Annotated in this window: 24 protein-coding genes; 16 read left to right on the forward strand and 8 right to left on the reverse strand. The window is 62.8% G+C overall.

The annotated features are described in order from the left end of the window. The first annotated feature begins 3 nt into the window (after positions 1 to 3). The 13 genes from mraY (at position 4) to CHU94_RS17075 (ending at position 14,555) form a co-directional block, all read left to right on the forward strand. Positions 4 to 1,182 carry a phospho-N-acetylmuramoyl-pentapeptide-transferase gene (gene mraY, locus CHU94_RS17020; RefSeq protein WP_094482060.1) on the forward strand — a complete coding sequence of 393 codons (1,179 nt, stop codon included), beginning with the start codon at positions 4 to 6 and terminating at the stop codon, positions 1,180 to 1,182. Continuing rightward, positions 1,179 to 3,119 carry a UDP-N-acetylmuramoyl-L-alanine--D-glutamate ligase gene (gene murD, locus CHU94_RS17025; protein WP_094482062.1) on the forward strand — a complete coding sequence of 647 codons (1,941 nt, stop codon included), beginning with the start codon at positions 1,179 to 1,181 and terminating at the stop codon, positions 3,117 to 3,119. Before mraY ends, murD begins: the two co-directional genes overlap by 4 nt. Then, entirely contained in the window at positions 3,116 to 4,366 is a 1,251-nt protein-coding gene (gene ftsW, locus CHU94_RS17030) for a putative lipid II flippase FtsW (protein WP_094482064.1), read from the forward strand. The genes murD and ftsW overlap by 4 nt, the downstream gene beginning before the upstream one ends. Positions 4,367 to 4,448: 82 nt before the next feature. Next, positions 4,449 to 5,513, forward strand: coding sequence for an undecaprenyldiphospho-muramoylpentapeptide beta-N-acetylglucosaminyltransferase (gene murG, locus CHU94_RS17035; protein WP_094482066.1), 1,065 nt, complete (start codon positions 4,449 to 4,451; stop codon positions 5,511 to 5,513). Next, entirely contained in the window at positions 5,510 to 6,937 is a 1,428-nt protein-coding gene (gene murC, locus CHU94_RS17040; RefSeq protein ID WP_094482068.1) for a UDP-N-acetylmuramate--L-alanine ligase, read from the forward strand. The genes murG and murC overlap by 4 nt, the downstream gene beginning before the upstream one ends. Then, positions 6,934 to 7,899, forward strand: coding sequence for a D-alanine--D-alanine ligase (locus CHU94_RS17045; RefSeq protein ID WP_094482070.1), 966 nt, complete (start codon positions 6,934 to 6,936; stop codon positions 7,897 to 7,899). The genes murC and CHU94_RS17045 overlap by 4 nt, the downstream gene beginning before the upstream one ends. Continuing rightward, a complete protein-coding gene (locus CHU94_RS17050; RefSeq protein ID WP_094482072.1) occupies positions 7,896 to 8,681 on the forward strand; it encodes a cell division protein FtsQ/DivIB in 786 nt (261 codons plus the stop codon). The genes CHU94_RS17045 and CHU94_RS17050 overlap by 4 nt, the downstream gene beginning before the upstream one ends. 25 nt (positions 8,682 to 8,706) lie before the next feature. Further along, a complete protein-coding gene (gene ftsA, locus CHU94_RS17055; protein WP_094482074.1) occupies positions 8,707 to 9,936 on the forward strand; it encodes a cell division protein FtsA in 1,230 nt (409 codons plus the stop codon). A 163-nt stretch (positions 9,937 to 10,099) separates the two neighbouring features. Beyond that, complete coding sequence (ftsZ, locus tag CHU94_RS17060) at positions 10,100 to 11,341, forward strand: cell division protein FtsZ (protein ID WP_094482076.1); 1,242 nt, start codon at positions 10,100 to 10,102, stop codon at positions 11,339 to 11,341. A 44-nt stretch (positions 11,342 to 11,385) separates the two neighbouring features. Beyond that, positions 11,386 to 12,309: a UDP-3-O-acyl-N-acetylglucosamine deacetylase gene (gene lpxC, locus CHU94_RS17065; RefSeq protein WP_094482839.1), complete on the forward strand. Its 924-nt coding sequence runs from the start codon at positions 11,386 to 11,388 to the stop codon at positions 12,307 to 12,309. 10 nt (positions 12,310 to 12,319) lie between these two features. Beyond that, on the forward strand, positions 12,320 to 12,496 hold the full coding sequence (locus tag CHU94_RS19310) for a hypothetical protein (RefSeq protein WP_176452069.1): 177 nt from the start codon (positions 12,320 to 12,322) through the stop codon (positions 12,494 to 12,496). 131 nt (positions 12,497 to 12,627) lie between these two features. Further along, positions 12,628 to 14,193 carry a methyl-accepting chemotaxis protein gene (locus CHU94_RS17070; protein ID WP_094482078.1) on the forward strand — a complete coding sequence of 522 codons (1,566 nt, stop codon included), beginning with the start codon at positions 12,628 to 12,630 and terminating at the stop codon, positions 14,191 to 14,193. 62 nt (positions 14,194 to 14,255) lie between these two features. Next, positions 14,256 to 14,555 (forward strand): flagellar basal body protein, encoded by a 300-nt coding sequence (locus tag CHU94_RS17075; protein WP_094482080.1) that lies wholly within the window; start codon positions 14,256 to 14,258, stop codon positions 14,553 to 14,555. On the opposite strand, the gene CHU94_RS17080 is transcribed toward CHU94_RS17075, so the two are convergent. The 8 genes from CHU94_RS17080 to CHU94_RS17115 form a co-directional block, all read right to left on the reverse strand. Next, on the reverse strand, positions 14,552 to 15,322 hold the full coding sequence (locus CHU94_RS17080; protein WP_094482082.1) for an ABC transporter substrate-binding protein: 771 nt from the start codon (positions 15,320 to 15,322) through the stop codon (positions 14,552 to 14,554). The genes CHU94_RS17075 and CHU94_RS17080 overlap by 4 nt on opposite strands. A gap of 78 nt (positions 15,323 to 15,400) precedes the next feature. After that, entirely contained in the window at positions 15,401 to 15,949 is a 549-nt protein-coding gene (ruvC, locus tag CHU94_RS17085) for a crossover junction endodeoxyribonuclease RuvC (protein WP_094482084.1), read from the reverse strand. Between the two features lie 40 nt (positions 15,950 to 15,989). Beyond that, complete coding sequence (locus CHU94_RS17090; protein ID WP_094482086.1) at positions 15,990 to 16,979, reverse strand: phosphatidate cytidylyltransferase; 990 nt, start codon at positions 16,977 to 16,979, stop codon at positions 15,990 to 15,992. An 8-nt stretch (positions 16,980 to 16,987) separates the two neighbouring features. Continuing rightward, a complete protein-coding gene (locus CHU94_RS17095) occupies positions 16,988 to 17,599 on the reverse strand; it encodes a 1-acyl-sn-glycerol-3-phosphate acyltransferase (protein ID WP_094482088.1) in 612 nt (203 codons plus the stop codon). A 322-nt stretch (positions 17,600 to 17,921) separates the two neighbouring features. Beyond that, entirely contained in the window at positions 17,922 to 18,638 is a 717-nt protein-coding gene (gene mtgA, locus CHU94_RS17100) for a monofunctional biosynthetic peptidoglycan transglycosylase (RefSeq protein WP_094482090.1), read from the reverse strand. After that, entirely contained in the window at positions 18,635 to 19,495 is an 861-nt protein-coding gene (locus CHU94_RS17105; protein WP_094482092.1) for an energy transducer TonB, read from the reverse strand. Before CHU94_RS17105 ends, mtgA begins: the two co-directional genes overlap by 4 nt. Further along, the gene (locus tag CHU94_RS17110) at positions 19,492 to 21,543 is read right to left on the reverse strand and encodes a ribonuclease catalytic domain-containing protein (RefSeq protein ID WP_094482094.1); all 2,052 of its coding nucleotides are present in this window, start codon (positions 21,541 to 21,543) and stop codon (positions 19,492 to 19,494) included. The genes CHU94_RS17105 and CHU94_RS17110 overlap by 4 nt, the downstream gene beginning before the upstream one ends. A 117-nt stretch (positions 21,544 to 21,660) precedes the next feature. Beyond that, a complete protein-coding gene (locus tag CHU94_RS17115) occupies positions 21,661 to 22,263 on the reverse strand; it encodes a YqiA/YcfP family alpha/beta fold hydrolase (RefSeq protein ID WP_094482096.1) in 603 nt (200 codons plus the stop codon). Between the two features lie 35 nt (positions 22,264 to 22,298). On the opposite strand from CHU94_RS17115, the gene rodA reads away from it, so the two are divergent. The 3 genes from rodA to tldD are packed head-to-tail and all read left to right on the forward strand — an operon-like array spanning position 22,299 to position 25,874. Then, positions 22,299 to 23,453, forward strand: coding sequence for a rod shape-determining protein RodA (rodA, locus tag CHU94_RS17120; RefSeq protein WP_094482098.1), 1,155 nt, complete (start codon positions 22,299 to 22,301; stop codon positions 23,451 to 23,453). Position 23,454: 1 nt separating this feature from the next. After that, the gene (locus CHU94_RS17125; RefSeq protein ID WP_094482100.1) at positions 23,455 to 24,417 is read left to right on the forward strand and encodes an NAD(P)-dependent oxidoreductase; all 963 of its coding nucleotides are present in this window, start codon (positions 23,455 to 23,457) and stop codon (positions 24,415 to 24,417) included. Beyond that, positions 24,414 to 25,874, forward strand: a complete 1,461-nt coding sequence (tldD, locus tag CHU94_RS17130) for a metalloprotease TldD (RefSeq protein ID WP_094482102.1) — start codon at positions 24,414 to 24,416, stop codon at positions 25,872 to 25,874. Before CHU94_RS17125 ends, tldD begins: the two co-directional genes overlap by 4 nt. The last annotated feature ends 5 nt before the right edge of the window (positions 25,875 to 25,879 follow it).

Consider the following 25,879-nt stretch of genomic DNA (forward strand, 5'->3'; position numbering starts at 1 on the left):
TTCATGCTGCTGAGCCTGGCCCAATGGCTGCAAACCTTGTCGCCCGAGTTCGGGTTTTTCCGCGTGTTCCAGTACCTCACCTTTCGTGCGGTGTTTGCGGCGCTCACTGCCTTGTTGATTGGTCTGGCTGCTGGGCCCTATGTAATTCGTCGCCTGCGTGAGCTGAAGATCGGCCAACCCATCCGTGGCTACGGTATGGAAACCCACCTGAGCAAGAGTGGCACGCCCACCATGGGCGGTGTGTTGATTTTGCTGTCCATTGCCGTCTCCACGCTGTTGTGGGCTGACCTGTCCAACCGTTTTGTCTGGATCGTGCTGCTGGTGACGCTGGGCTTTGGTGCCATTGGTTGGGCTGACGACTGGCGCAAGGTGGTGCACAAAGACCCCGAAGGCATGCGCTCGCGTGAAAAGTATTTTTGGCAGTCGGTGATTGGCCTGCTGGCTGCCCTGTACCTCGTGTTCAGCATTTCGGAGAGTTCCAATCTGCGTGTGATTGAGCTGTTCTTCAATTGGGTGCGCTCAGGCTTTGACGTGAACCTGCCGCCCAAAGCCGGCCTCTTGCTGCCGTTCATCAAAGAGGTGAGCTACCCGCTCGGCGTATTGGGTTTTGTGGTGCTGACGTATCTGGTGATTGTGGGCTCCAGCAACGCCGTGAACCTGACTGACGGCTTGGATGGATTGGCCATCATGCCGGTGGTGATGGTGGGTTCGGCACTGGGTGTGTTTGCCTATGTGACCGGCAGCGCCGTCTACTCCAAGTACCTGTTCTTCCCGCACATTCCCGGCTCGGGCGAACTCATGATTTTCTGCGCCGCCATGGCGGGCGCCGGCCTGGCTTTTTTGTGGTTCAACACCCACCCCGCACAGGTCTTCATGGGGGATGTGGGCGCACTCGCCTTGGGTGGCGCCTTGGGCACCATCGCCATCATCGTGCGCCAGGAGATTGTGCTGGCCATCATGGGCGGCATCTTTGTGGCCGAAGCCCTGTCAGTGATGTTGCAGGTGACCTACTTCAAATACACCAAGAAGAAATACGGCGAAGGCCGCCGCCTACTGAAGATGGCGCCGCTGCACCACCACTTCGAAAAATCGGGGTGGAAGGAAACCCAGGTGGTGGTTCGTTTCTGGATCATCACCATGCTCTTGTGCCTGGTGGGCCTGTCCACCCTGAAACTGCGATGAACGAACACGAAGTGCACCGCCCCGGCGAACACCCCGCAGCGTCCCCCCAGGACGGCGGGGTGCTGCCGCTTGTGCCTGAGGCTGTGGCAAGCCACGCGCTGCCCTCGCAGTCGGTCGAGCTCGCCACGGCCGACGAGCCTGCAACGCAGGACATGACCGGGATGCCGGAGGTGCTGGCATCGGCCGAGGCACCCGAAGTGCACGTCGCGCCATCGGTGTCTGAGCCCGCCAAAGACGCCCGGGGCTTGCCCACCACGCTCACGGCCGCGCGCGATGCGGCCGCTTTCGTGGCGCAGATATTTGCGGACACCCAGGCCGAGAAGGCGGAATCCGAACTGCTGGTCGGCGCCACCGTGCCCGAAGCGGAAATGGTGTCGGCCGATGGAGAGGCCCTTCCCGACACAGCGAATGCCCCTTTTGCACCGCTGGCAGGGCAACACATTGTGATCCTGGGCTTGGGCGCATCGGGCTTGGCCATGGCGCGCTGGTGTGCCCGCACGGGGGCTGCCAGCATCACCGTGGCCGACACGCGCGCCGCGCCGCCCCAGCTGGCTGCGCTGCAGCAGGAACTGCCCGATGTACGTTTTGTTTCCGGTCCCTTCTCTGCAGCCTTGGTGGATGGGCAGACCCTGCATGCGGTGTACCGCTCACCCGGTTTGAGTCCAGAAGAGATTGCTCCTGTTTTAGGAGCTGCTCGCGCAGTGGGTATCTATGTTGGGGGCGAATTAAGCTTGTATTCCATGGCGCTGCAAGCATTGCGCAGCCGCCAAGGTTACGCGCCAGCGGTGCTGGCCATCACCGGCACGAATGGCAAAACCACCGTCACCTCGCTGACTGGCCAACTGGTTGCCCACGCAGGCAAGAGCGTGGCCGTGGCCGGCAACATTGGCCCCACGCTGTTGGACACCTTGGCTGGGCATTTGGATGCAAACACCCTTCCCGAGGTCTGGGTGCTGGAGCTTTCCAGCTTCCAGCTCGATGGCGTGAGCGGTTTTGAGCCCACGGCCGCGGTGGTGCTCAACATCACGCAGGACCACCTGGACTGGCATGGCAGTATGCAGGCCTATGCTGAAGCCAAGTCGCGCATCTTTGGCCAGACCGGTCTCATGGTGCTGAACCGCGACGATGCGGCTGTGATGGCCATGTTGCCCCCGCCGGTGCGTGTGAAGCTGCAACGCCCGCAAGAACGCGCCCACAGTACCTTTGGCGGAGACATGCCGCAGCGCCCTGGCGACTTTGGCCTGGAAGAAGTGAACGGCATGGTCTGGCTGGTCCGCGCGCTGGAGGCTGACGAAACGCGCCGCAAGCGCAGCGAAGCGGCGGAGGAACTGCACTTCCAGCGTTTGATGCCGGCCGACGCCCTGCGCATCCGTGGTCGCCACAACGCCAGCAACGCGTTGGCTGCGCTGGCACTGTGTGCTGCAGCCGGTTGCGCCTTGGGCCCGATTCTGTTTGGACTGCGTGAGTACCGTGGCGAGCCGCACCGCGTGGAGCCCATCGGCATCCTGAACGATGTGGAGTTTTTTGACGATAGCAAGGGCACCAATGTGGGTGCCACGGTGGCAGCCTTACAGGGCCTGGGCGCCGACCGCAAGCTGGTGGTGATTTTGGGCGGTGAGGGCAAGGGCCAGGACTTCACGCCGCTAGCGGCGCCCCTGGCGCGTTACGCGCGTGCCGTCGTGCTGATGGGCCGTGATGCACCGCTGATCCGCGAGGCAATTGCATCTGTCGAGGTGCCGCTGGTGGATGCGGACTCGATGGAGTCCGCCGTCACCCTGGCCAATGCGCGTGCGCATGCGGGTGATGCAGTGCTGATGTCGCCCGCCTGCGCCAGTTTTGACATGTTCAAGAACTACGAGCACCGCGCCCAGGTTTTCTGCGCCGCAGTGAAAGAGCTGGCCTTGTCCAGCGGCGTGGACATGGAGCACATGGCATGACCGCCTTGCGCCAAACCCTCCAAGGCTGGTTCAGCACCAAGGCTGACAAGACCACCGGGGCTTTGCCAGTGCGTCTGGGCGGGCGCGGCTCGTTTGCCGCGAGCACTCTGCCCACCCAGGTGAAAGGGTTCGACCAGCCGCTGGTGTGGGTGACGGTGGCGCTGCTGCTGTGGGGGTTGGTCATGGTGTATTCCGCATCGATTGCCATGCCGGACAACCCCAAGTTCTCGAACTACACCCACACCCACTTTGTTGTGCGGCATGCGCTATCCCTGGTGGTCGCCTTTGTCGCGGCGCTGATCGCGTTCCAGTTTCCCTTGCAGACCTGGGAAAAGCTCGCCCCCTGGCTGTTTGTGCTGTCGCTGGTGCTGCTGATTGCCGTGTTGGGGGTGGGGCGCGGCGTGAATGGCGCCAAGCGCTGGATTTCTTTGGGCATCATGAACTTCCAACCGTCCGAGTTGGCCAAGTTTGCGGTGCTGCTGTATGCGGCCGACTACATGGTGCGCAAGATGGAAGTGAAAGAGCGCTTCTTCCGCGCCGTGGCCCCGATGGCTGTCGCTGTGGCGGTGGTTGGCCTGCTGTTGCTGGCGGAGCCCGACATGGGGGCCTTCATGGTGATTGCCGTGATTGCCATGGGCATTCTGTTTTTGGGTGGCGTGAACGCCCGGATGTTCTTCCTGATCGCCGCAACGCTTTTGGTGGCCTTCTCTTTGATGATTGCTTTCAGCGAGTTCCGGCGTGAACGGATCTTTGCCTACCTCAACCCCTGGAGCGAAGAGCATGCGTTGGGCAAGGCCTACCAGCTGACCCATTCCTTGATTGCCATTGGGCGCGGTGAAATCTTTGGCGTGGGGCTGGGGGGCAGCGTGGAAAAGCTGCACTGGCTGCCCGAGGCGCACACCGACTTCTTGCTCGCCGTGATTGGTGAGGAGTTTGGTCTGCTGGGCGTCGTCATGGTCATTGGCCTGTTTTTGTGGCTGACGCGCCGCATCATGCACATCGGTCGCCAGGCCATCGCCCTGGACCGCGTGTTTGCCGGCCTGGTCGCGCAGGGGGTGGGTATCTGGATGGGTTTTCAGTCCTTCATCAACGTCGGTGTGAACCTGGGCGCTTTGCCCACCAAGGGCCTGACCCTGCCGCTCATGAGCTACGGGGGCTCCGCCATCTTGCTGAACCTGGTGGCCATTGCCGTGGTGCTGCGGGTGGACTATGAAAACCGGCAACTCATGCACGGAGGTCGTGTATGAGTTGCCTGTTTCGCCAAAACCGGCACTGCGCGCAGCGCAGCATGGCGCGGAACGCGCCATGGCTGATGCACGGAGGCCGTGTATGACGCAGAAGTGCGCCCTCATCATGGCTGGTGGCACCGGTGGGCACATCTTCCCCGGTTTGGCCGTGGCGCAAGCCCTGTTGGACAAGGGCTGGCGTGTGCATTGGCTGGGTGCGCCCGGCAGCATGGAGAGCCGCATTGTCCCGGCCCGTGGTATTCCGCTGGAGCTGGTGGACTTTGGTGGCGTGCGCGGCAAAGGACTCAAGACGTTGGCGCTACTGCCCTTCAAGCTGCTGCGTGCCTTCTGGCAAAGCCTGCAGGTGGTGCGCCGCGTGAAGCCGGATGTGGTGGTGGGCCTGGGCGGCTACATCACCTTCCCCGGCGGCATGATGGGCGTGCTCTGCGGCAAGCCTCTGGTGTTGCACGAGCAGAACTCGGTGGCTGGCATGGCCAACAAGGTGCTGGCCGGCGTGGCCGATCGGGTGTTTGCAGCCTTCCCGAATGTGCTGAAAAAAGGGGAGTGGGTCGGCAACCCGCTGCGCACTGAATTTCTGAACCTGCCCGCCCCCGAACAACGCTTTGTCGGACGCAGCGGCCCGCTCAAGGTGCTGGTGGTGGGTGGCAGCTTGGGCGCGCGTGCGCTCAACACCGTGGTGCCGCAGGCGCTGGCACTGATTCCCGAGGCCCAGCGCCCCTTGGTCACGCACCAAGCGGGTGAGAAACAGATCGACGAGCTGCGTGCCAACTATGCAGCCGCAGGCGTGCAGGCCACGCTCACCCCATTCATCGACAACACCGCGCAAGCGTTCGCCGATGCCGATCTGGTGATCTGCCGCGCTGGTGCCAGCACCGTGACCGAGATTGCAGCTGTCGGCGCACCCGCCGTCTTCGTGCCTTTCCCGGCTGCGGTGGACGATCACCAGACTTTCAACGCCCGCTTCCTGGTCGACCAGGGCGGCGGCTGGCTAATGCCGCAGGCGAACATGACGCCCGCAGCACTGGCCGAAATGCTACAGAAAACAGAGCGGTCTGCGCTGATGCTGCGAGGTCTGGAGGCTAAAAAGATGCAAAAACTCAACGCCACCCAGGCTGTGGTGGCCGCTTGCGAGGAGCTCGCAACATGAAACACGCGGTGAAACATATCCATTTCGTTGGCGTTGGCGGTTCCGGCATGTCCGGCATTGCCGAGGTGCTGAGCAACTTGGGCTACGTCATTTCCGGCTCGGACTTGGCCGACAACGCGACCACCCAGCGTCTGGCGGCCCTGGGTATTCGCACCTATGTGGGCCACGCGGCCGAGAACGTCGCCGGCGCGGATGCGGTGGTCACCTCTACCGCCGTGCAGTCGGATAACCCCGAAGTCATCCGCGCCCGCGAGATGAAGATTCCCATCGTGCCACGTGCCCTGATGCTCGCAGAGCTGATGCGCCTCAAGCAAGGCATTGCGATTGCGGGAACGCATGGCAAGACCACCACCACCAGCTTGGTGGCCAGCGTACTGGCCGAGGCCGGGCTGGATCCGACCTTTGTGATTGGTGGTCGCCTCAACAGCGCCGGTGCCAATGCCCGTCTGGGCAGTGGCGACCACATCGTGGTCGAGGCCGATGAGTCGGATGCGTCTTTCTTGAACCTGCTGCCCGTGATGGCCGTGGTGACGAATATCGACGCCGACCACATGGAGACCTACGGGCACGACTTTGGCAAGCTCAAGAAAGCCTTTGTCGATTTCCTGCACCGCATGCCCTTCTACGGCACCGCCATCCTCTGCACCGATGACGCCGCAGTGCGCGAAATCTGTGAGCAGGTGACCTGCCCCATCACGAGCTATGGCTTCAACGAAGATGCTGAAGTGCGCGCCGTCAATGTGCGCGCAGTGGGCGGACAGATGCATTTCACCGTGCAGCGCCGCAACGGCGTGGTGCTACCTGATATGGAGGTGGTGCTCAACCTGCCGGGCCTGCACAACGTGCTCAACGCCTTGTCGGCAATTGCCGTGGCCGTGGAGCTCAATATTTCCGATGCCGCTGTGGTCAAGGCCTTGGCCGAGTTCAAGGGCGTGGGCCGGCGCTTTCAGCGCTATGGCGATCTGGCCTTGCCACAAGGTGGCACGGTCACGGTCATCGACGACTACGGCCACCACCCCGTGGAAATGGCGGCCACGCTGGCGGCAGCGCGCGGCGCCTTCCCTGGCCGTCGTCTGGTGCTGGCCTTCCAGCCACACCGCTACACGCGTACCCGAGATTGCTTTGAAGATTTTGTAAAGGTGATTGGTGCGGGCGCTGATGCCGTGCTGCTGGCCGAGGTCTATTCCGCAGGCGAGGCGCCCATCGTGGCGGCCGATGGCCGTTCGCTGGCGCGCGCACTACGCATCGGGGGCAAGGTGGAGCCCATTTTTGTGGACGAGATTGCTGCCATGCCACAAGCCGCCATCGACAACGCACGTGCTGGCGATGTGCTGATGTGCATGGGTGCCGGATCCATCGGCGCCGTGCCCGGAAAGATTGCTGAACTGCTACAAAAACAGGAGCTGCTTGCGCAGCATGGATGAGGGCTATGGGCCAATTTGATGTAAAAACACTGGGGAAAGTGGCCGTGCTGTTCGGCGGAGACTCCGCCGAACGCGAGGTCTCGCTCATGTCGGGTAGCGGCGTGCTCAAGGCACTGCTGTCCAAGGGCGTTGACGCCCATGCGTTCGACCCCTCAGAGCGACCACTGGATGATCTCAAGCGCGAAGGGTTCGAGTGCTGCTTCATCGCACTGCACGGCCGCCATGGCGAAGACGGCACGGTGCAAGGGGCGCTGGAGCTGCTGGGCATTCCCTACACCGGCTCCGGTGTCATGGCCTCGGCCATTTCCATGGACAAGGTCATGACGAAGCGCATCTGGCGCTTTGAGGGGCTGTCCACACCGGCTTGGCAGCAAGTGACCAGTGCAGCGCAGACGCGTGCGGCCTTTGCCGCACTGGGGGCGCCCATGATCGTCAAGCCCGCACGTGAAGGGTCGAGCATTGGTTTCACCAAAGTCACGTCCGCCGACCAGTGCGACGCTGCCTATGCGCTGGCCGCGCAGCACGACAGCCATGTGCTGTGTGAGCAATTCATTGCGGGCGATGAGGTGACCTGCCCGGTTCTGGGCCCGACGGAAGCCCCGGAGTCGCTGCCGGTGATCCGCATCGTGGCGCCCGAAGGCAATTACGATTACCAAAACAAGTATTTCACCGATGTGACGCAATACCTCGTGCCCTGTGGCCTACCGGCGGGCGAGGAAGAGGCTATCCAGGCGCTGGTGCGCAAGGCCTACCAGGTACTGGGCTGCCGCGGCTGGGCACGCGCCGACGTCATGATCGATGCCAAGACGCGCACGCCCTACCTGCTGGAGATCAACACCTCGCCCGGCATGACCGGCCATTCGCTGGTCCCCATGTCGGCCAAGGCTGCAGGCATCAGCTACGAAGATCTGTGTGTGCGCCTGCTGCAGGCCACGGCGACCGATGGAGGCGTTTCTGCATGAACTCACCGGCAGCCACACCGCTGGACGTCAAACTCATGAACACCACCGCGGCGGTGCTGTTCATGGCGTTTGCCGGTCTGGCCTTGTTGGCTGCTGGCCGCTGGGTCTCGCGACTGCCTGTGTTTGACCTGCAGGGCATCAGTGTGTCCGGCGACACGAACCATAACAACCCACTCACTCTGCGTGCCAATGTGGCGCCTAGCCTGGGGGGGACTTTCTTCACGGTGGATCTGGCGCGCGTGCGCTCTGCGTTTGAGGCGGTGCCTTGGGTGCGCCGTGCGGTGGTGCGGCGCGAGTTTCCCAATCGCCTGCATGTGAGTCTGCAAGAACACCAGGCGGTGGCGTATTGGGGCGCCGAAGCCGAGTCGCGGCTCATCAATAACCATGGCGAAGTGTTTGAGGCGAATGTGGGTGAAGTGGACCAAGAGAGCCTGCCCCGTCTCGGTGGCCCCGAAGGGCAGAGTGCGGAGGTGTTGGCCATGTACCGCACCCTGGCGCCACAGTTCGCCACGATGGACATGCCGCTGGAGCAGCTGGAACTGACCGGCCGTGGCAGCTGGCGCGCACGCCTGGACACGGGGGCCATCCTGGAGCTGGGTCGTGGCTCAGTGGCCGAAGTGGATGCGCGCGTGCAACGATTTTTGAAAACCCTGACGCAGGTCACCTCCCGCTACGCACGGCCCATGCAGGCCGTCGAGTCGGCCGATCTGCGCCATGAAAACGGGTATGCCCTGCGGTTGCGCGGCGTGAGCACGCTGGCCGCGGACGCACCCAAGAAGTAGCGCACAAGGTATTGCAGGACCCCATATGGCAAAAGAGTACAAAGATCTGGTAGTGGGCTTGGACATCGGCACAGCCAAAGTGATGGCGGTGGTGGCAGAGGTCATGCCCGGGGGCGAGCTCAAGCTCGCGGGTTTGGGCATCGCGCCCAGCAACGGTTTGAAGCGCGGCGTGGTGGTCAACATCGATGCCACGGTAGCCAGCATCCAACAGGCCCTCAAAGAGGCCGAGCTCATGGCCGACTGCAAGATCAGCCGCGTCTACACCGGCATCACGGGCAGCCACATCCGCGGCATCAATAGCAGCGGTATGGTGGCGGTGAAGGACCGCGAGGTGACGCAGGCGGATGTGGCGCGTGTAGTGGAAACCGCCAAGGCTATCAACATCAGCACCGACCAGCGCCTGCTGCTGGTGGAGCCACAGGAATTCATCATCGACGGCCAGGATGTGCGCGAGCCCATTGGCATGAGCGGCATCCGCCTGGAAGCCAAGGTGCACATCGTGACCGGCGCCCAAAGCGCGGCGGAAAACATCATTAAGTGCGTGCGCCGCTGTGGCCTGGAAGTGGAGCAGCTCATGCTCAACCCGCTGGCCAGCAGCCTGAGCGTGCTGACCGAAGATGAGCGCGAGTTGGGTGTGGCGCTGGTGGACATTGGTGCCGGCACCACCGACGTGGCCATCTTCACCAACGGTGCAATTCGCCACACGGCGGTGATCCCGATTGCCGGTGACCTGATCACCAGCGACATCGCCATGGCATTGCGCACGCCCACCAAGGATGCGGAAGAGATCAAGGTGGAGAGCGGCCACGCCAAGCAGCTGTTGGTGGACCCCGAGGTGCAGGTGGAAGTACCTGGTTTGGGTGACCGCGGCCCGCGCATGCTGAGCCGCCAGGCCCTGGCCGGCGTGATAGAGCCGCGTATTGAAGAGATCTTCAGCCTGGTAAACCAGGTGATGCGCGAGTCGGGCTACGAGGAGGTGCTATCCAGCGGCATCGTACTCACGGGTGGCAGCTGCATCATGCCGGGCATGGTGGAGCTGGGCGAGGACATCTTCCTCAAGCCGGTGCGCCGCGGCATCCCCAAATACAACAGTGCGCTGGCGGACATGGTGGCGCAGCCCCGTGCGGCCACCGTCATGGGGTTGCTCGAAGAAGCCCGCTTGGCCCGCATGCGTGGCTACAAAGTAGCGCAAAAGGCCGGTTCGGTGAAAACCGCCTTCAGTTCCGTCAAGGACTGGTTTGTGGGGAACTTCTAGCCATGCACCGCCAGACATTCAACGCCGCCGGGCCGCCGCGATGCGGGTACGCCCTGTGGCATGCACGGGGGAGTCCACCTTCATAAATGAACACCGACCCCACACCCCGTACCCATAGGCAGTTTTTAAACATTCAATTACATAGTTTTTCAGGAGTAACAACATGGCCATCGAAATGATCGAAGAAGAAGCATTCAACCAAGGCACACAAATCAAGGTCATCGGCGTGGGCGGCGGCGGCGGCAACGCTGTCGAGCACATGATCCAGACCGCCGTGGGCGGCGTGGAATTCATTTGCGCCAACACAGACGCACAGGCCCTTTCGCGCAGCACCGCGCACAAGACCATCCAGCTCGGTGGCACCGGCCTGGGCGCCGGCAGCAAGCCAGACAAGGGCCGTGAAGCTGCCGAGCAAGCCGAGGCCGATATCCGCACCGCCATCGACGGCGCACACATGCTCTTCATCACCGCCGGCATGGGCGGCGGCACCGGTACCGGCGCGGCCCCCATCATCGCTAAGGTGGCCAAGGAAATGGGGATCCTGACGGTGGGTGTGGTGACCAAGCCCTTCGACTTCGAAGGCGGCCGCCGCATGAGCAATGCTGACGCTGGATTGCAGGAGCTGGAAGCCAATGTGGACTCCCTCATCGTGGTGCTCAACGAAAAGCTGCTCGAGGTGTTGGGTGATGACGTGAGCCAGGACGAGGCCTTTGCCCACGCCAACGACGTGCTCAAGAACGCCGTTGGTGGCATTGCGGAAATCATCAACGTGCCCGGTCATGTGAACGTCGACTTTGAAGACGTGCGCACCGTGATGGGCGAACCCGGCAAGGCCATGATGGGTACCGCTGTGGCCAAAGGCCCAGATCGCGCACGCATTGCCGCCGAGCAAGCCGTGGCCTGCCCACTGCTGGAAGGGATCGACCTGTCGGGCGCCAAGGGTGTGCTGGTGCTGATTACTGCGGCCAAGGGAAGCTTGAAGCTGTCCGAGTCCAAGTTGGCGATGAACACCATCCGCGCCTACGCTTCGCCCGATGCCCACGTGATCTACGGTACCGCCTATGACGACTCGTTGGGCGAAGAGATCCGCGTGACCGTGGTCGCTACCGGCCTGAGCCGCCAGGGCGCCCGCCGCACTGCGCCTCCGCTGCAGGTGCTGCGCACAGGTACCGACAACGTGCCTTTCCATGTGCCTACCCTGAATACCATTGCCCAGCCCTCCGGCGCGGCAGCAGCTTTGGGCGGCACCGGCCATGCGGCCAGCCAGCCCGACTACGGCAGCATGGCCACGCCCAGCGTGTGGCGTACCAACCGTACGCAGGCTGCTGCAAAGGTTGACGCGCTATCCAGCGGCGGCATGGACGACTACGAAATTCCCGCCTTCCTGCGCAAGCAAGCGGACTGACCGTCAGAACAATGTGGAATTGGCGCCCCGGTAAAATCCAGCCTGTGCTGAAACAACGAACCCTCAAATCCCTGACCCGCGCCGTCGGCGTGGGCCTGCATAGCGGCCAGCGTGTCGAGATCACGCTGCGGCCCGCTGCGCCGGATACGGGCATCGTGTTTCGCCGGGTGGATTTGTCGAATGCGCCGGACATTGTGGTTTCGGCCGAGTCCGTGACTGATACCCGCTTGGCGTCCACCTTGTCCTGCGGCAATGCCAAAGTGCACACGGTGGAACACCTGATGTCGGCCTGTGCCGGTCTCGGGGTGGACAACCTGTTTGTGGACATCACGGCCGAGGAAATTCCCATCCTGGACGGATCCGCAGCCTCCTTTGTCTTCCTGCTGCAAAGCGCAGGCATCGAGATGCAGAACGCGCCGCGTCGCTTCATCCGCCTGACCAAGCCGGTGGAAGTGCGCGAAGGCGAGGGCGCCAACGAGAAGTGGGCGCGTCTGGATCCGTACCACGGCTACAAGCTGAGCTTCGAGATCGACTTCAACCATCCCGCCGTGGATTCCACCGGCCAGCGCGTGGAGTTTGACCTGAGTACGGATTCCTACTCGCGCGACATTGCACGCGCACGCACCTTTGGCTTCACCAAAGATGTGGAAATGATGCGCGCCAATGGCCTGGCTCTGGGGGGCGGTCTGGACAACGCCATTGTCATGGACGACTACAAGGTGCTCAATGCCGACGGCTTGCGCTACGACGACGAGTTCGTCAAGCACAAGATTCTGGACGCCATGGGTGACCTCTACATAGTGGGCAAGCCTTTGCTGGCGGCCTACAGCGCACGCCGCTCCGGTCATGCACTTAACAACAAGTTGTTGCGCGAACTGCAGGCCCATCCCGAATGCTGGGACGTGGTGACATTTGAAGATGTAAAGCAGGCCCCCGCGGGCTTTGCCCAACCTGCGCGCGCTTGGTAACACTACCCCTATGCTGCTGTTTCGATGGCTGATCCTTCTGTGTCTGCTGGGGGCAGCGGTGTGTTTTGCCATCTATGTGGGTACGGGGCAGCCGCGCTTTCGCCAGTGGGGCTGGATCACCCTCAAATGGACCCTGCTGGCTGCGGGGGGCTTCTTCGCCGTCCTGATTTTGGAACGTGTCGCCTGAGCCTACGCAACGCACGGCGCCGTCGTGGGGAATGCAGCTTAGGCTGGTCAAACGCACAGGTTTCTGGCACGCTGTGGCGTGAGCGGCGTATAACAGGCGAACAAGCCTGACAACAACTACCGGAGACTCCCATGATCCAAGGCCTGAGCTTCAAAGCGAAAATTGCGCTGCTCGTTGCAGCCTCCTTGTTGGCGGTTGCCGTGATGGCGGTGGTGTCCGTGCTGGACCTGCGAGCCAACATCATCCAGGCCCGCCAAGACCAACTGGTCACGGCGGTCCAGTCCGTGCATACCGTGGTGATGGGTTACAAGGCGCGCGCCGACAGTGGCGCCATGCCACTGGAAGAGGCTCAAAAGGCGGCGGCTCTGGCCGTTGGCCTCTCCCGCTATGGCGGGCCCGAGGGCAAGACCGAGTACTCCTACATCTGGTCGCTGGACGGTGTTGGGGTGATGCACCCCATCAAGCCGGAATGGGCTGGGCAGAACATGGTTGGCAAGATCAAGGATGGCTCCGGGACGGACATCATCGTGTCGCTCATCGACGCCATCAAGGCAAGCCCCAACGGCCGTGCTTTTGTACCTACCATGTTCCCCAGGCCCGGCCAAACCGAGCCTGTGCCCAAGCTCCAGTACGTGATGAAAGTGGACGGATGGAACTGGATGGTGGGCTCTGGTCTGTACACCGATGATCTGGATGCCAGCGTGCGCAGCAAGGTGCTGGGCGGAGCTGCCGTGCTGGTGGTGATGCTGCTGGTGATTGGTGGCATTGGTGGCGCCGTTGCCAAATCGGTTTTGGGACAAATTGGCGGGGAGCCTCAGGAGGCATACCAAGCGATGTCCCAGGTGGCCGCGGGCAATCTGGCGGTTCATTTGCCACCGGCCCATGCTGGCAGTGTGGTCGGGGGCCTGTCACAGATGGTCCAGTCGCTGCGTTCGCTGGTGTCAGAGGTGCGCAATGCGACCGACAGCATCGCCACGGCATCCAGCGAAATTGCCCAAGGCAATGCGGACTTGTCGCAACGAACCGAACAAACGGCCAGCAATTTGCAACAGACAGCGTCCTCCATGGAGGATTTGACCAATACGGTGCGTCAAACCTCCGACAACGCAGGCACAGCCAGCCAATTGGCTGCAACAGCATCAGAGGTTGCGAGCCGCGGTGGCCGCGTGGTCTCCGAGGTGGTGAGCACCATGGGAGAGATCAACGCCAGCAGCAAACGCATCAGTGACATCATCAGTGTGATTGATAGTATTGCCTTCCAGACCAACATTCTGGCGCTCAACGCGGCGGTGGAGGCTGCACGTGCCGGAGAGCAGGGCCGCGGCTTTGCAGTGGTGGCGTCTGAGGTGCGCAGCCTCGCCGGTCGCTCGGCGGAGGCCGCCAAAGAGATCAAGTCGCTGATCAATGCGTCTGTCGAGCGGGTGGAGGCCGGTACCCAACTGGTGGGTGATGCCGGTCGCACCATGGAGGAGATAGTGGGCTCCGTCCAGCGGGTCAACGACATGATTGGCGAGATTCGCAGTGCCACGGCGGAGCAAAGCCAGGGTATTTCTGGCGTCAACCAGGCCGTGGGCCAGCTGGACCAGATGACGCAGCAAAACTCGGCGTTGGTGGAGGAAAGCGCGGCCGCAGCCGCCAGCCTCAAAGAGCAGGCCAATAGCCTGGCACGGGTGGTGTCTGTGTTCCGCCTTGAGTAAGTGGCTGGCCGGCACGATAATCCACGTCGAATCTGCGGACTTTTTTGTCAAAGGATGGCGCCATGAACTCTTTGTCTTCGATCGCTTTGTCAGGCATGAATGCGGCGCAAACCTCGCTCAACGCCAGTGCCCACAATGTGGCCAACTTGGCCACCGATGGCTTCAAGCGCCAGGAAGCAGTGCAAACCGAGCAAGCGGGCGGCGGTGTCAGCACCACCGTGCGACAGGCAGAGGTGGCCGGCAATGCGGTGGAAACGGACGTGGTGACCCAGTTGCAGGCCAAGCACAGCTTTATTGCCAATCTTGCGGTTTTCAAGACCAGCAACCAGATGGCTGGGGCCTTGTTGGACACCAAGGTCTAGGGTGCAGGCTCGTAGTTTTTGACGATGGCGTCCAAGCGGCCATCAGCACGCAGTTTGTCGACGGCCTGCTGCAGTTTGCGCACCATGAGCGGGTTGCTTTGCCGGTTGAGGGCAAAGTAATAGCCCCCATCGTCGCTGAGTTTGAGCAGTTTGGTGACGCTGCCAGTGGGCCGGCCCACGCTGCGCAGGTTCCAGGCCATGCCAACCTCCGTGTCCACCATGGCTTGGACCATATCCCCCATCAACATGCGGAACACGGCGTCGTTGGAGCTTTCCTCTATCAGCGCGCTGGCCGGCACCCCCGCCGCTTGCAGGTCTTGCATAGCGGCCTCTTCGCGTACCACGCCAATGCGCAATTGCGCCAACTCTTTGGCCTCGCGCGGGGGCGCACCAGGGATGTTGCGGGCGTAGACCCACGTGGTGCGTGGTAACAAGGGGCCCACCCAGAGGAAGTGATCTTCCCGGCTGGGTTTGCGTGCGGTGGTGTAGAGCACCGTATTGGCGGTACTGCGGACCACTTTGTAGCCGCGTGCCCAAGGCACGACCTGAAAGCTGCAACGCAGCTCGGCCAACTCACATGCCGCGCGCAAGATATCGGTTGCGATACCTTGCACCTTGCCTGATTCACTGAAGTTATAGGGGGGCCATTGCTCGGTGTAGGCTACCAGACGGTGGTTCGCAACGTCCTGAGGTGCCGCAATCGCACTTCGAGATGCAATACTGGCAACCAGAAGTAGAAGGTTGGCGAGAACCAGTCGAGTGGGCATGGCGCATGCATAAAAGGGCGGGCCTCCATGCTAACTGTGATTTATTTAATCGAGCTGACTTGCATCAATATGGTGCAGCTAGTGTTGGCGTCCGGCGCGGTAAGACACCTTGCCATTGCCCCCAACTCCGTCTGCTGCGGTGAGTCGAGCCAAGGCCTTGCCCGCATGGGCATGGGTGATAGCCAGGCCCAGCGCATCCGCCGCGTCCGGCCCGGGCAGGCCGGGCAGGTTGAGCAGGCGTTTCACCATCTCCTGGATCTGGTCCTTGTGCGCGCGGCCATGGCCCGCTACCGCCTGCTTCATCTGCAGCGCGGTGTACTCGGCCACAGGCAAACCGGCGGTAACGAGCGCCGTGATCAGTGCGCCGCGTGCCTGGCCCAGCAGCAATGTGGACTGCGGGTTGACGTTGACGAAGACGATTTCGACTGACGCACACGTGGGCTGGTAGCGCTGCACCACCTCACCAATGCCATCAAACAAGACCTTCAGTCGCTCGGGCAAGGCGCGTGTGTCGAGGTGCTGGGTGCCAATGGTGCCACTGGCCACATAGCGCACGTCTGCGCCCACCACATCCACCACACCAAAGCCGGTGGTGCGCAGGCCAGGGTCAATGCCAAGGATTCGCATGCTATTGGTTTAGGAGCTGCTTGCGCAGTATCCATAAGGTCTAGAGGTCAAAATACCACTTGGCGGAGTGAAAAAACACGGGGGCGGCAAAACACAGTGCATCGACCCGGTCCAGCAGGCCACCGGCGCCAGTCACCCCGTTGCCCTCGCGGCCCCAGCTGGGGATGCCGCGGTCACGTTTCAGGGCTTTCATCACAAAGTGCCCCATGGAGCCCGCCACACAGGCGATGAAGCTGAAGGCGAATGCCGTGCCCGGCACCCAGGGGGTGATGCCCGCCAGGGCCGCACCAAATACGCTTGCCACTGCAATGCCAATGCCCCAGCTGGGCCAGTTGAAACTTTGGCTGATGGCCGGCGCGACGGGTGAGCGCTGCAGTTTGCGCGAGACCAGGTGCTGCGTCGCCATGCAGGTTTGCACCACCAGCACGAGGAAGAACACCATGAAGGCGTTTTTGTTGTCATAGCCGGGGAAGTTCAGCATCAGCAGCGCGGGCACATGGCTCATGCCGTAGATGCAAACCATGATGCCCCATTGCAGCTTGGCATTGCGCTCCAGAAAGCGCAGAGGGTCGTTGGCCAGCGCGCTGGTCAGCGGCAGAGCGAGGAAGACATAGACCGGAATGAACACCGCAAACATGTCGAAGTGCTCGGTACCGACCAGCCAGTACTGCAGTGGCAGCACCACAAAGAAGGCCAGCACCAGGCTGCGGTGGTCACCCCGGCGGGTGGGGGAGAGCGTTAAAAACTCGCGCAGCGCGAAGAAGGACACCAGGCCGAACAGCGTGAGCGCCACCCAGTCGCCCGCCACCCAGCCGACCCAGAACACAAACATCATGAACCAACTGGTGCGGATCACACCGTCCAGGCTTTTGAGCTCCTTGCGGCGCAGATCGCCAGCCTCGTCGTCCCCATACTCGCGTAGCGACAACACAAAGGCCGCGATGCTGGAGAGCAGCAAGAGGCCAAACACGATGATGAATAGTGCGCCAATCTGCTGGGTGGCTGTCAAATTCTTGAGAAAGAAATACATAGACGCCTTTACACCTCGCGCAGCGCGATCACAGCATTGCGTGCGCGCGTAGCGAAGCTGCGGTGGTCTTCCCCAGCTTCCACCTGCATGGGCGCACCGAAGGTGACGGAGCACAGCACCGGCACCGGCACCACCTCACCCTTGGGCAAGACGTGCTGCACATTGTTGATCCAGGCGGGAACCAGCACAACGTTGGGAAAGCGGGTAGCAAGGTTGTAGAGCCCCGCCTTGAAGGCTTGGGGCTCTTCGGCATGGCCGCGTGTGCCTTCGGGGAAGAGGATGATGGAGTCCCCGTTTGTCAGTGCTTCCACCAATGGCTCCAGCGGGTCTTCATCGGCAGTGCGGTCGCGTGAGACATAGATCACGTTGAAGACAGCGCTGGTCAGCCATTGTTTGAACGGTGTCTTGGTCCAGTAGTCCTTGGCGGCGATGGCGCGGGTGATGTGACGCAGTTCCTTGGGCAGGGCGGCCCAGATCATCACGAGGTCGGCGTGGCTCTGGTGGTTGGCAAAATAAATGCGCTGCTCGGCCTTGGGCGGGCAGCCGTGCCAGCGCGCTTGCGCACCGGTCAGAACCCGGATCAAACCGAGCAAAAAGTAACTCATCAACTTGGCTAGCATGGAGGGGATGATACCTACCGAACTTCCTCTTGGCGTTCGGTGTGTGTGCTGTCTCCGGCGGGCGGGGTACTTCACTCCGTTCGTGTCCCCCTGCCCTCCAGGGCCTCCTCCTTGACCTCACTGCGCGAAGCACCCCACCCACCGGAGCCGAGGCTATGGTGGGTCGCCAGGTAGTTCACACGGCATCGAGCAGCGGAGCAGGGGTGAGCACCAAAGCGAGGTAAAGGAGGAGGCCCTGGAGGGCCGGGGGACACGAGCGGCGGGGCTTGCCCCTGTTCCGCTGCGGGCGAATGCCAAAGCGCTTCGTCTGCAGCGTTTGGAATTAAGGCAGTTGTGCGTCAGGCATGCGCGCCACAATCGTCCCCGCACGGCTCGCCAAGTAGCCCGAGTTGGGCACTTTCTCAAAGTACTTGGGTCGCGGCAACATGACTGCCAGACGTGCAGCCTCGAAAGCGCTGAGCTTGCTGGCGGACTTGCGGAAATAGTGCTGGGCTGCAGCCTCAGCACCAAACACGCCTTCGCCCCACTCCACGCTGTTGAGGTAAATCTCCAGAATGCGCTGCTTGCTCAGCAAATGCTCCAGCAACAGCGTCAGCACAAACTCCTGGCCCTTGCGCATCAGCGTGCGCTCGCCCGACAAAAACAGGTTCTTGGCCAGCTGCTGCGTGATGGTGGAGCCGCCCACAATCTTGGGCGGCTTGGTGGTCTTTCTTTGCTCGGCCCGCTGTTCGGCCTTGGCATTCTTGGCCCAGGCCTTCTCCAGCGCTTCCCAGTCCACGCCATCGTGCTGGCTGAAGCCATCGTCTTCGGAGGCAATCACCGCACGTTTGAGGTTGTCAGAGATTTGCGCATAGTCCACCCATTCCTGGCGCCAACGCAGCTCGCCCTTTTCGGTGTGGATGCGCCAGGCCTCGGAGCGTTCAAAGGCCGTGCTTTGTGGGGCTACCAACGCCATGGCGGCGATGCGGCCCACAAAGTAGAGCTGCAGTGCCAGCAGGGCCAGCACACACAGCCAGAGCCAGCGCCACAGCAGTTTCATTGCGAGGCGGAGACCTTGGCTTCCAACGTCTCGTCGCGGGTGAACTTGAAGCGCGAGACGACCAGGATCTGGTCGGCCTGGCGGCGCATGGCGGCGCTGAAGGTGCCAAACGGCCCCGCCGTGCGGGCAATCGCTTCGGCGCGTTTGTCCAGCGTGGGATTGCCCGAGCTTTGTACCACCTCGGTGGCCAGTACGCGGCCATCGAAGTTGACGGTCACTACCATGGTGAGTTCACCGTATAGTTTTTTGCCGCCACTTTGCGGAAAGTTGTCGGTGCCCCGGTCTTCAATGGCGCGGCGCAGGCCGTCGTAGTAAACGGCGTAAATTTCCTCGCGCACGGCCGGGCTGATATAGCGCTTCTTGGGCCGCGCGTTCTCCATATTGATGCGGCGCTCAATCTCGGCCAGCAGCTTGATGAGCTGGCGGCGCTTCTCCTCGCGCTCAGCCTGTTCCGCCTTGTTGGCTGCCTGGCTGGGGTCGATGGGGGGCAGGGCGGCGAGCTGGCTCTTCACCTGGGCCAGCAGCAGGTTTTGCTGCTCTTGCAGGGTTTGCAGCTTTTTGGAGGATTCTACCTCCATCGCATCGCCCACATCGGTCAACAGCGAGGGTGGCAAGGGGCTGGTGGCACGGCCTTTGTCGGCATCCCCACCACCGGCCAGCGAGGTTTGCGCGATGGCTGTGGCCTTGTCGGGCTTCTCGTTGCTCTTGGCATTCACCAGAATCACTTCCAGCGGCTGGTCTTCAAACACGCGGTTGAAGGCCTCGGGGTCCACAAAGCGCACGGTCAGCAAGACCGCGTGGACCGCGATGGAGACGCCCAGCGCCCATTGGAGTGTGGTGATGTGGTGGAGCTTCACGAGGCGGAATTATCGCTGCCGCCCTCAGGCGCTTCGTTCACATCAACGGCGATGGCAATCGGCCCCGCCACGTCCTCGTCGTCCTCGGCCTCATCGGCTTCGACCGGCGCATCGGCGGGCACGTCCAGACGTTCGGTCACGGTGCCGTGCACATCCAGCGTGATCAAGTCCATCTCGCCCAGCTTTACACGCACCTTGGCGTTGCGCGGCAGGCCCTGGGCACCCATCACCGGCAGCACCAGCGGAATGTCGTCCGCCCGCACCATGCCGTCCTTGAACACGGTGGCTACCAGCTCGGTGATGCCGTGCTGTTGCACATAACGCATGGTCCAGAAGCGCTCCATGCCGCCCTGAAAGCCGTTGTAAGCGCTGTAGGCGGTGTCAAAGGCCGAAATGATGGCGAACAGCTCGGCGTCCTTGGGCTTGAAAGGCGCAGCCAGGGCCGCGGTTTTGCCGTGGCGGGCGCAGGCCATGATCTGCCACTGGTTCACCAGGTCGGTGTAGCGGCGCAGGGGCGAGGTCGACCAGGCGTAGCTCTTCACGCCAATGCCGGCATGCGGCAGCGCCTTGGTGCCCATGCGCACCTTCACGCCGGGTGCCAGGCTGGCCTGGCTGCGGTAGATGGCGGGCACGCCCATCTCGGCCATCCAGCTGCCCCAGGTGCTGTTGGCCAGAATCATGGCCTCGGCCACGATCAGGTCCAGCGGCGCACCGCGCTGGCGGACGCTGATCAGTACGGTTTCATCACCTTGTGGTTCGGCGCCGTCGTTGCCCTGCAGGCGGAAGTTGTAGTCCGGTCGGTTGAAGGTCTCGGGCTTGCCGCGCACCACCTCGCGCTTGGCCTTCAGGTCGCGCGCCAGGCGGTATAAAAATGATAGCTGTTCGCGCAGGCTGTATGCGGGCTGCACGTCATTTTCATGGTTAAAAGCCGGGTCGGTGAGCCACTGCTCGGTCACCACCGCGTCGAGCTGGTCGTGGCGCAGGTTGTGGGCGATGGGAACGCGCTCCAACTTGGTCTTGCTCGCCTTGATTTCCAGCGTCGCCTCGTCCAGCGTCACATACAGTGACACGGCCGGGCAGTCGCGCCCTTCCTGCAGCGTGTAAGTTTGCACCACGTCGTCGGGCAGCATGGTGACCTTGTAGCCCGGCATGTAGACGGTAGACAGGCGGGCGCGGCCCAGCACGTCGACGGGGCTGCCGGGTTGCACGGCCAGGCCGGGCGCGGCAATGTGGATGCCCAGCGTGACGGTGCCGCTGCCCAGACCTTGCAGGCTCAAGGCATCGTCAATTTCGGTGGTTTGCGAATCGTCAATGGAGAAAGCCTGCACCGGTGCCACAGGCAGCTCATCGGCAATGGCTGGCGCCGTGATGGCGGGAAAGCCCGTGCCCTTGGGGAAGTTCTCCAGCAAGAAGCGCTTCCAGTGGAACTGGTAGGGCGAAGCGATGGCGCCAGCCTTTTGCAGCAACTCCAGCGGGGCGGTGTGCGTGGTGCGGCTGGCCTCGACCACGGCCTTGTACTCAGGCGCGTTCTTGTCGGGCTTGAAGAGGATCTTGTAGAGCTGGTCCTTGATGGGTTGGGGACAGGTACCCGCGCCCAGTTCCGTCGCCCACTGGGCGATCTGCTCGGCAATCAGGCGCTTCTTCTCGATGGCGGCCAGCGCCTGCGCAATGATGTCGGCCGGCGCCTTCTTAAAGCGGCCCTTACCCGCGCGGCGGAAGTAGTGCGGCGTGTCGAACAGCTTGAACAGCATGCCGGCCTGCTCGGTCAGCGTGGCTTGGGCGGAGAAATAGTCCTTGGCAAGGTCGGCAAAGCCGAATTCTTCGTCGGGCGCGAATTCGTAGGCCATGTCCAGCTCAATCGCCTGGGCTTGCGCTTGCGCGGCCGCGATCAGCTCCGCCGGGGCGGGCTTCTCAAATTTGATGAGAATATTGGCGGCCTTGACCTTGACGCGCTTGCCGGAATCCAGCTCCACCTGGGCCGAGGCCTCGGCCTCGGAGAGCACGCGGCCGGCCATGAACTTTCCGGCTTCTTCAAACAGTACAAACATAGGGGGTAGATTGTCCCCGCAAATACGGTGCAATTTTCCGCCGGGCCGTCCCAAGGAAAATTAGCCTCCTTTGGGGGGGCAGCGACCCGCATGGCGGTGGAGCGTGGGGGCGGCGCATCACAGGTCCAAAAAGGCCAGAAGCTGGGGCATGTGGTCCACGAAATCGCTCAAAGCATGGTCGCCACCCTCCAGCAGGTGCATGGCGCTGCGGGCGTAGCGGGCGTGCATTTCGCGCCAGTCCAGCACCTCGTCGCCCTTGGCGATGAAGGCCAGGTAGCGCTCGGGCTGGGCCAGAGGGCCGCAGGCCAGTGCTTGTAGCTCGTCCACATACTCCGGGCGGAAGAAAAAGCGCTCTTCGGGATCGTGCCAGCTGGTTTGCTCACCGATGTATGTGGCCAGGTCCCGCGCCGGGTCCACCGCCGGGTTGACCAGCACAGCGCGGCAGCCCGTGTACTCGGCCACATGGGTGGCATAAAAACCGCCCAGGCTAGAGCCCACCACGGCCATGGTGTCGCGTGGCCAGGTGGCAATGCCGTCCCGCAGCAGGTCCATCGCCTCCTTGGGGGAGGGCGGGAGCTGCGGACACCACCACTGCACCTGCGGGTGGTGCGCCGCCATGTGGGCCGCGAGCTGGCGCGCCTTGGTGGACTGGGGCGAGGAGCGGAAACCGTGCAGGTACAGCAGGTGGGTCGTCGGATGTTTCGTGGGATCGGAGGCCATGGGGCCATGATAGTTGGCGGGATAATTGCCCTCCTATGTCTTACCAATTCGGAAAAGTCCCCCTGCGCCAGCGCATCGCGCCCTGGTTTGCAGGTTTTGACGGGCCGCTGGCGTTTGCGGTTTTCATGCTGGCGTGTGCGGGCATGCTCACCATGTACTCGTCGGGCTACGACCACGGCACCCGCTTTGAAGACCATGGCCGCAACATGCTGATTGCGGCGACCATCATGTTTGTGGTGGCTCAGGTGCCGCCGCAGCGGCTGATGGCGGTGGCAGTGCCGCTGTACCTGGTGGGCGTGGCGCTGTTGATTGCAGTGGCCATCTTTGGCATTACAAAAAAAGGAGCCAGGCGCTGGGTGAACGTGGGCATCGTGATCCAGCCTAGCGAGATCCTCAAGATTGCCATGCCGCTGATGCTGGCCTGGTGGTTTCAGAAGCGCGAGGGCCAGTTGCGCCCGTTGGACTTTGTGGTGGCAGGCGGGCTGCTGCTGGTGCCTGTGGGGCTGATCATGCGCCAGCCGGACTTGGGGACCTCACTGCTGGTGCTGGCGGCGGGCCTGGCCGTTATCTTTTTTGCCGGCATGAGCTGGAAGCTGGTGATTCCGCCGGTGGCGATTGGCTTGGTGGGCATTGTGTTGCTGGTGGTGTTTGAACCGCAGCTGTGTGCCGACGGTGTGCGCTGGGCGGTGCTGCACGACTACCAGCAGCAGCGCATTTGCACCCTGCTGGACCCCACCAGGGACCCGCTGGGCAAGGGCTTTCACATCATCCAGGGCATGATCGCGATTGGCTCGGGCGGCATCACCGGCATGGGCTTCATGAAGGGCACACAAACCCACTTGGAGTTCATCCCCGAGCGCACCACCGACTTCATCTTTGCCGCCTTCTCGGAAGAGTTTGGCCTGATCGGCAACCTGTGCCTGTTGGCGGCCTTCGTGTTCCTGATCCTGCGCGGCCTGGCCATTGCGCTGGAAGCGCCCACGCTGTTCTCGCGCCTGCTGGCCGGCGCGGTGACCATGATCTTCTTTACCTACGCCTTTGTGAACATGGGCATGGTCAGCGGCATCCTGCCTGTGGTGGGCGTGCCGCTGCCCTTCATCAGCTACGGTGGCACGGCCATGGTGACGCTGGGGCTGGCGCTGGGGATTTTGATGTCCATCGCCAACTCCAAACGCTTGGTGCAAAGCTGAGATGAGCGCCGCCGGGCCGCCCCAAGGCGCGAGGGCCCCCTTGGGGGGCAGCGCAGTACGCGAAGCGACAAGCGTGGGGGCCCATTTCCGCGTCGGCATCATCGGCGTAGGCAACATGGGCGGCGCCATGGCGCAGCGCCTGTGCAGTCTGGGCTGGGCGCCGTGGGTGCACGACGTGGATGCCACCAAGGTGCAGGATTTGGTGCTTTTTGGTGCTCTAGCCCCTGTGGATATTGCGCAAGCAGCTATTGAGTCTGTAGCAACTATCGTCTGCGTAGTGGACGCGGCGCAGACCCGTGACGTGCTGTTCGGTGCCAAGGGGCTTGCGCCGCACCTACCGGCGGGCCATGTGGTGCTGCTGTGTCCCACCATCGCCCCGCAAGACGTCGAATCTATTGCCGCCCAACTGGCCGAGCGCGGTATCCAGACCATCGACGCGCCCATGTCCGGTGGCCCGGTCCGGGCGCGCGACGGCAGCATGAGCCTGATGGTGGCTGGCGAAGATGCCGCGGTCGCGCGTGTGCAGACCTTGCTGGATGCGTTGTCCACCAAAGTCTTCCGCATCAGCCAACGCGTGGGTGACGGCGCGCGCACCAAGCTCGTCAACAACCTGCTGGCTGGCATCAACCTGGTGGGCGCGGCCGAAGTGATGGCGCTAGCCGGTCGCATGGGGCTGGACCTGGGGCGCACGCTGGATGTGGTGGAGCAGTCCAGTGGCCAGAGCTGGATTGGCAGTGACCGCATGCGCCGCGCTATTGCGGGCGACCTGGCACCGCGCGCCCACATGACGCTGCTGGCCAAGGACACGCGCTTGGCGCAGGAGGCCGCGGCCCACGAGGGCTTTGTCGGCCCGCTGGGTGCCAGCGCCAGCGCAGTGTTTGCCGCGGCAGTAGCCGCAGGGTTGGAGGGGCTGGATGACGGCGCCCTGCTGGCCTTTCTGCAGCGGCCTAAAATGGCCGAATGATCACCCGCGAACCCACCATCGAACGCCTGGCCACGGCCAAGTCCCTGCTGCTGACCCCGTTTGGGCTGGACGAGAGCCATCTCACCAAAGCCCTGAACGAAATCAAGGCGCACCAGGTCGATGAGGCGGACCTGTATTTCCAGTACACCCGATCCGAAGGCTGGAGTCTGGAAGAGGGCATCGTCAAGACGGGTTCCTTCAGCATCGACCAAGGCGTGGGCGTGCGCGCGGTGAGTGGCGAGAAAACCGCCTTTGCCTATTCCGACGACATTTCCGAGGCCAGCCTGCTGGACGCGGCGCGTACCGTGCGCACCATCTCCAGTGCGGCCCAGTCCAAGCGTGCCAAGACACCCGCCACCAAGATCGCCAACAGCCGCAAGCTCTACCCCGGCGTGGACCCGATTGCCACACTGGACAGCACCACCAAGGTGGAGCTGCTGGGCAAGGTGGAAAAGCTCGCCCGCGCCAAAGACCCGCGCGTGATCCAGGTGATGGCCGGTTTGGCCAGCGAATACGACGTGGTGATGGTGGCGCGCGCCGACGGCACGCTGGCCGCCGATGTGCGCCCGCTGGTGCGCCTGAGCGTGACCGTGATTGCCGAACAAAAGGGCCGCCGCGAAGTGGGCTCCAGCGGTGGCGGTGGCCGCTTTGGTCTGGCCTATTTCAGCGACGCGCAGATTGAAGAGTATGTGGAGCAGGCCGTGCACGCAGCCCTGACCAACCTGGACGCACGCCCTGCGCCCGCCGGTGAAATGACCGTGGTGCTAGGCTCGGGCTGGCCCGGCATCCTGCTGCACGAGGCCATTGGCCACGGGCTGGAAGGCGACTTCAACCGCAAGGGCAGCAGCGCCTTCAGCGGCCGCATCGGCCAGCGCGTGGCCGCCAAGGGCGTGACCGTGCTGGACGACGGCACCATTGCCGACCGCCGTGGTTCGCTGAATGTGGACGACGAAGGCAATGCCAGCCAGCGCAATGTGCTGATCGAAGACGGCATCTTGAAGGGCTATATCCAGGACAACATGAATGCCCGCCTCATGGGTGTAAAACCCACCGGCAATGGCCGGCGCGAGAGCTACGCCCATGTGCCCATGCCGCGCATGACCAACACCTACATGCTGGGTGGCGACAAGGAGCCAGAAGAAATCGTCAAGAGCATCAAGAAGGGCCTGTACGCCGTCAACTTCGGCGGTGGTCAGGTCGACATCACCAGCGGCAAGTTTGTGTTCTCGGCCTCCGAAGCCTACTGGGTGGAGAACGGCAAGGTGCAGTACCCGGTGAAGGGCGCCACCATTGTGGGCAGTGGACCAGAGTGCCTCAAGCGCGTCTCGCTCATCGGCAACGACATGAAGCTCGACAGCGGCGTCGGCACCTGCGGCAAGGAAGGCCAAAGCGTTCCTGTGGGGGTGGGGCAGCCCACCTTGCGGATCGACGGCTTGACCGTAGGTGGAACTGCGTAAAGCAG

It is taken from the genome of Rhodoferax sp. TH121 (assembly GCF_002251855.1).
Classification (GTDB): domain Bacteria; phylum Pseudomonadota; class Gammaproteobacteria; order Burkholderiales; family Burkholderiaceae_C; genus Allorhodoferax.

Excerpts from the sequence above, each read along its gene's own strand:
- mraY (WP_094482060.1), top strand. The coding sequence starts at position 4 with ATGCTGCTGAGCCTGGCCCAATGGCTGCAAACCTTGTCGCCCGAGTTC.
- murD (WP_094482062.1), top strand. The coding sequence starts at position 1,179 with ATGAACGAACACGAAGTGCACCGCCCCGGCGAACACCCCGCAGCGTCC.
- ftsW (WP_094482064.1), top strand. The coding sequence starts at position 3,116 with ATGACCGCCTTGCGCCAAACCCTCCAAGGCTGGTTCAGCACCAAGGCT.
- murG (WP_094482066.1), top strand. The coding sequence starts at position 4,449 with ATGACGCAGAAGTGCGCCCTCATCATGGCTGGTGGCACCGGTGGGCAC.
- murC (WP_094482068.1), top strand. The coding sequence starts at position 5,510 with ATGAAACACGCGGTGAAACATATCCATTTCGTTGGCGTTGGCGGTTCC.
- CHU94_RS17045 (WP_094482070.1), top strand. The coding sequence starts at position 6,934 with ATGAGGGCTATGGGCCAATTTGATGTAAAAACACTGGGGAAAGTGGCC.
- CHU94_RS17050 (WP_094482072.1), top strand. The coding sequence starts at position 7,896 with ATGAACTCACCGGCAGCCACACCGCTGGACGTCAAACTCATGAACACC.
- ftsA (WP_094482074.1), top strand. The coding sequence starts at position 8,707 with ATGGCAAAAGAGTACAAAGATCTGGTAGTGGGCTTGGACATCGGCACA.
- ftsZ (WP_094482076.1), top strand. The coding sequence starts at position 10,100 with ATGGCCATCGAAATGATCGAAGAAGAAGCATTCAACCAAGGCACACAA.
- CHU94_RS19310 (WP_176452069.1), top strand. The coding sequence starts at position 12,320 with ATGCTGCTGTTTCGATGGCTGATCCTTCTGTGTCTGCTGGGGGCAGCG.
- CHU94_RS17070 (WP_094482078.1), top strand. The coding sequence starts at position 12,628 with ATGATCCAAGGCCTGAGCTTCAAAGCGAAAATTGCGCTGCTCGTTGCA.
- CHU94_RS17075 (WP_094482080.1), top strand. The coding sequence starts at position 14,256 with ATGAACTCTTTGTCTTCGATCGCTTTGTCAGGCATGAATGCGGCGCAA.
- CHU94_RS17080 (WP_094482082.1), bottom strand. The coding sequence starts at position 15,322 with ATGCCCACTCGACTGGTTCTCGCCAACCTTCTACTTCTGGTTGCCAGT.
- ruvC (WP_094482084.1), bottom strand. The coding sequence starts at position 15,949 with ATGCGAATCCTTGGCATTGACCCTGGCCTGCGCACCACCGGCTTTGGT.
- CHU94_RS17090 (WP_094482086.1), bottom strand. The coding sequence starts at position 16,979 with ATGTATTTCTTTCTCAAGAATTTGACAGCCACCCAGCAGATTGGCGCA.
- CHU94_RS17095 (WP_094482088.1), bottom strand. The coding sequence starts at position 17,599 with ATGCTAGCCAAGTTGATGAGTTACTTTTTGCTCGGTTTGATCCGGGTT.
- mtgA (WP_094482090.1), bottom strand. The coding sequence starts at position 18,638 with ATGAAACTGCTGTGGCGCTGGCTCTGGCTGTGTGTGCTGGCCCTGCTG.
- CHU94_RS17110 (WP_094482094.1), bottom strand. The coding sequence starts at position 21,543 with ATGTTTGTACTGTTTGAAGAAGCCGGAAAGTTCATGGCCGGCCGCGTG.
- CHU94_RS17115 (WP_094482096.1), bottom strand. The coding sequence starts at position 22,263 with ATGGCCTCCGATCCCACGAAACATCCGACGACCCACCTGCTGTACCTG.
- rodA (WP_094482098.1), top strand. The coding sequence starts at position 22,299 with ATGTCTTACCAATTCGGAAAAGTCCCCCTGCGCCAGCGCATCGCGCCC.
- CHU94_RS17125 (WP_094482100.1), top strand. The coding sequence starts at position 23,455 with ATGAGCGCCGCCGGGCCGCCCCAAGGCGCGAGGGCCCCCTTGGGGGGC.
- tldD (WP_094482102.1), top strand. The coding sequence starts at position 24,414 with ATGATCACCCGCGAACCCACCATCGAACGCCTGGCCACGGCCAAGTCC.